At 52.1% G+C, this 4936-nt stretch carries 2 protein-coding genes; both read right to left on the bottom strand.

Annotation, left to right across the window (positions count from 1 at the left end):
• Positions 1-2232: DEAD/DEAH box helicase (locus QME66_12595; GenBank protein MDI6809794.1), on the bottom strand; the 2232-nt coding region annotated here is incomplete at its 3' end.
• Positions 2229-4673: a hypothetical protein gene (locus QME66_12600; GenBank protein ID MDI6809795.1), complete on the bottom strand. Its 2445-nt coding sequence runs from the start codon at positions 4671-4673 to the stop codon at positions 2229-2231. The genes QME66_12600 and QME66_12595, both read right to left, overlap by 4 nt.
• Positions 4674-4936: the final 263 nt, after the last annotated feature.

Consider the following 4936-nt stretch of genomic DNA (forward strand, 5'->3'; position numbering starts at 1 on the left):
GAACCAATTTGGCCAACTGACCGACCATCGAACCAGGCCAACGCCTTCAAGGGAAATCCGTTGTTCATCGGTCAGGAACTCTCTGTAGAGAGCACGCCAAATATTCTTGCGAATCATCGGCTCATCATCGGATCCCTTCTCTCTAAAAGCATTGTGGTAACTATGGAACGCCTTATCAGCGATTGTGTAGAGGCTAATCCCCTCCGCAGGATAGTGCGTGAAACTTCGCGCTATTTTGAGAACCAAGTTACGGCTCAGAATGTTTTTGTATGAGTCTTCGAGATACCAGGCAAAAAATGCGGCTTCCTGCCGTCCGTCGGCAAACGCAAGCACTTTTTTTCGCTTCTCTGGAAGGCATTGGTAAAGGGTCGTGGCGATGACGGCGTTCGGGCCATCGGTTCCGTGGACCACTTCCCGAACAGGGTCGCGACCAGCAGCGTTGTATCCACAGGCACCGCATTGCGCCATTTGGTCTGCCCTATCTTCATCCTTCGGGGATTCCTCCCTGACTACCTGGATCGGATTATTGTGTCCACATCTCGGTTTGCCTTTCCCCATCTCGCCACACTGGACACAAAGTTGAAATACCTGCTTGTTATTGGTGTCGCCACTCTCCTCTTCTTCGTCTTCCTCACCGATATTCTCAATAGGCCGAAAGAAGGTGGCCCCAAAATTAACATGACTTGGGTCGCGAATCGCCTCCGCCAATTTGCCGCCCTTGAAATCATTCGGACCTACAAAATAATGCTGACCGCACTCTCGACACAGCGCAACTTCAAAGGCCGTGTGCTCCTGATCCTCTGCCTTGCGATCGAGGAAGACCTTTTTCTCCGGCCAGTAAGAGACATAGGCGCCTTCAAGTGATCTGAGGAAGAGATGGTAACGTGCAGAGAAGAGAGGCACGTCGGTGGTGGGGTCCTTCGCCTGCAAAAGAAGCTCAACTAACTCGGACAGTGCAGCCACCCGTTTCTCATCTGGTAGGTCATCAAAGACTTGCGCGGCAATTTCACGAACTTCGGCAGGATAACCGGTGATGAGGTGGCGGAGGCCCGTTTCGCGGCTGTCGCGTTGAAGGAGCCTGCCAACAGTTTTTGGCAGATCTTCGTTGCCTGGAAACGGCACATCAAGTTTGATCGCCAGTTCTGTAACATGGGTTCTGGCTTCTACGCTTTTCCCGCAGAGAGCCTGCCCTACAATCTCATAATCCTTCGGAGAAAGGCTTTTTGGACCAGGTTCGGGGATCTGTTCAGTCTCCCCTAGAATCACATTCTCCTCATGGAACTTTTCACCAAAAAGGTCAGAAGCGAAATTTGCGACCGCTGTTATATCCCCTTCTCCACCAACCAGCGTGGCGCTTGTGGCAATGCATCGGAAGGGTTCCGAGCGACCGCCCTCTCTCAGCCTTTGCTTGAGACGCTGCAGAAGCATCGCCATCTCAATGCCACGAGAACCTCTATATTGATGGGCCTCATCCAGGACGAGAAACGTCCACCACCGAGCACGCCCGTTGTCAAAGAGCGGGCTGTCGTCGGGTCGGAGCAATAGATACTCAAGCATCGAGTAGTTGGTGAGGAGGATGTGGGGCGGTTGTCTTCGCATTTCGGAGCGCAATACCAGCTCCCCTGACAACCGATTCGCCATGTGGTCGCGCGCGTGGCCTCGGGAGTCATTTTCATCCTTCGGCGTTTCTCCGATGTACTGTCCGTAAGTGAACCGAAAAGACGAATTCCCTTCATCAAGCCGTTTGCAGATTTCCCCAAGGCGTTCGCGCTGGTCATTTGCCAGAGCATTCATTGGGTAGAGGATCAACGCGCGCACACCTTGACACAATTTGCCTGCTTGAAATTCCTGATAAAGGTGAATCAGAATGGGGTAGAGAAAAGCCTCGGTTTTCCCGCTCCCTGTTCCTGTGGCGACAACTACGTTGCGTCCATCAAACATTCCTTGGATTGCTTGTTCCTGGTGTTGGTAGAGCAGAGGTGTGTTGTCCTGCACTACCTTCAGGAATCCTTCATCCGGTTGGAAACCAACGAGGCTTTGGAACAAGGCTCGTGGTGTTTGTCCGCGCTTGAAGACCGGTGTGGCTTCAAGGTAGGGACCCTTGCTCAGATGCCCGGAGCTAAGAGCCTCTTCGAAAGAAGCTCGAAGGTCCGGGTCCCTGAAGTAAAAGGTGGTCTTCAAGTAGCGTCGGTATCTTTCTTCAATCTCTCGCGCCAGTTCTATTGGATTCATTCTGCATACCTCTTATCATACATATTCCCAGCCCGACGAGCACCGCTTGCGTTGATATCTTTGTAACGTTTCCGAACACGATTCATGATTTCCGGAAATTCATTTTTGGCTAAGCCTGCTTTGATGCGCCAGTGTTTTTTGAGACTGAGAATTCTGGATTGCTCCTCTCCACGCAATTCAAAGGCCAAGGCAATCACACAGAGCGCGTTCTTTGTAAACTCTACGGACCCTGCCCGACGCGCAGCATGTGCTCTGGGATACGCCTTGCGTGCCTCTTTGATAAGCACGAGTAGCGGTCCAGACGTCACCTTCCGGAGACTTGTAAGCACAGTCGCCAATCGTGGTGCGGATATCATGGAAGGATTCAGGAGCGCCCTCTTTTCGCAAACCTCCTTGGCCTCAGATATCGGCGATTCCTGCTCAATTCTAGTTGGCTTCTTGGCAGGAATGATGGCGATGACTCCCTCGATGAGGCCATTAGCCCGTTCGATCCAGACCTTCAGGAAATGTTCTTGCTCGCGGTCTCCGACTTCTGTCGAATCGCCAAATTCACGCAACGGTATGGTAAGCATTTTCTCTGTAACTTTCATGTTGAATTGTCTTGCTTTGGACCGCTCGAATCCCACGGAAACTACGTCAACCCAGCGTCGTCTTGGGAGCCGTAACCATAGTGCTTTCGCTGAAGTAGCGGCAAAGTTGTTATGGGGGAGAGTAAGAAGTTGGTCTTCCCATTCAGATGGTGCATTGTGCTCTTCCTCCACGGCCCACCAGAGCCTTTCCACTAGGACGGTCACTTCTACCTGTGGCCCGCCCTTGTGACCCACAAGCCAGCGGGTCTCGTCACAAGTAGGATCTGGGGGAATGCTCAGGATGGTTTTATCATCCCCGCGCTCAATCTCGATACTGCACGCAAGGCCGTCAGCCGGTAGGACGGCACAACCAGGCTCGTGGAGGAATTCGACACACACCGGCCTATGCTCATCTTCAGAGGGAAGTGGAAACGGTTGAAGTATCCTGACCTCTTTCAGGGCGCATATGAATCTAAAGTCCAGGCTCTCCACGGGGGGGCCGAGTTGCTTGTCATAGATTCGGAGGGAGTACCAGCCAGCTCCTCGTTCTTCAAGTTTGTCCCCAAGACCAAGTTCCCCTGCTTCCTCATCCGGCGCAATCACGTCTCGCCATCGTTTTTCCTCGGCTCTCTTTCCTTCCTCAAGAATCACTATACAGTCGACGCCTGTCCACGCCTGATCACCCACGGTGCGAATTTTCGGGGGTCTTCCGCCGAAGAGGGGGCCTATGTCTTCATTTGCGTCATTCAATCGCGTCCCAAACAGTTCGAACCGCGATGCCTTCGACTCAATTACGAATGACTCACCCCCAGGGGCGCGGAAAACAATCTTTCTATCACCGTCTTTCTCAAGATCGAAGAAGTGAGCCCTATACCCGGCGAGTGACATAGGTTCTGGCGCCGCTGGCGGAGGTCCCGACAACGCCTCATCACGATCCCAGTTGTCCAGAACCATCACAAGGTATGACCCAAGTGAAGGGGATTTGACACGGCGGCCCAGGTTCTGGTTTTTTCCGCACAGTTTGAATAGAAGATAATTTCCTTCGCCGAGCGCGATCTGAGTCTCTTTGGCAACCGCATCCTCATTCCACTGGACTACCACCTGGCCGCAAACCTGCTCAAGACACCAGCAGCCTTCACTGGATTCGTCTTGTGTCAGAGGTGATCCATTTTGAAGCACCTGTAGCTCTGGTTTCTCAAGAAGATCATCTGGTACCTCTACCCACAGTATCCACCGCCGTTCTCTTTTCCAGCAACCAATTTCAGGTTTTGGGCGGAGAGGCTTGGTTTCTTGCGCTGGTCGTTCCTCTCCACCTTGGGTCAAGCCGCTTGGCCTGCCTCCCCTCTTGCCAGGTTCCAACGGCTTTCTCTCCGCCTTTACTTTGGGGCGCTCTTCTTCCTCCTCCGTCCGCTGTGCTTCCTCCTCTTTGTGACGGGTTCCCGCTTCGAGACTCTTATGCTCTTCCTCGGCTTTGCGACGCTCCTCTTCGGCTTTCCGCAATTCTTCTATTTGGCGTTGCACCTCTGCTTTCTGTCGTGCTTCCTCGTCGAGATGCTTACGCTCTTCCTCGGCCTTATGACGTTCCCTCTCCGCTTTTTGCAACTCAGCCGCTAAACGTTTTTGCTCTTCCTCTTTTGCTTTCTGTTGTGCTTCATTTTCGAGACCCTTACGTTCCTCATCAGCTTTGCGTCGTTTTTCTTCAAGTTGCTGCCGTTTCTTTTCCTCCGCTCTCTGCTTCGCCTCCTGTTCTGCCTTACGCCGCTGTTCTTTTTCTGTCTCACGCCGCCTCTTACGCATGTTAATTACAACTATAGCAATAATCACCGCCGCTACTGCAAATAGCACAATGAAAAGTAATACTACTATATCCATACTCCTCAACTCACTTCACGTTAGCGTTTCGTATAACGTTCAATGATAGAAGAAGTGCGTCAGCATTTGATGCTCAATCTTTTAGCCAGTGTTATGTGTGCCTTTACGGGCAACTCCTTCTAAAACAAATGTTGAAGGTTTAACCTTGCCACCTCTCAATAATTGCATACAGCCCTTGTCATATCGACAGCCGGCGGAATTTCATCCCATGTTCTGCCTTCGAGCTTTCGCCCAGTCTTCTTCCTGTTTGGACCACCCCACTG

This window comes from Candidatus Eisenbacteria bacterium, from assembly GCA_030017955.1.
Classification (GTDB): Bacteria; Eisenbacteria; RBG-16-71-46; order JASEGR01; family JASEGR01; genus JASEGR01.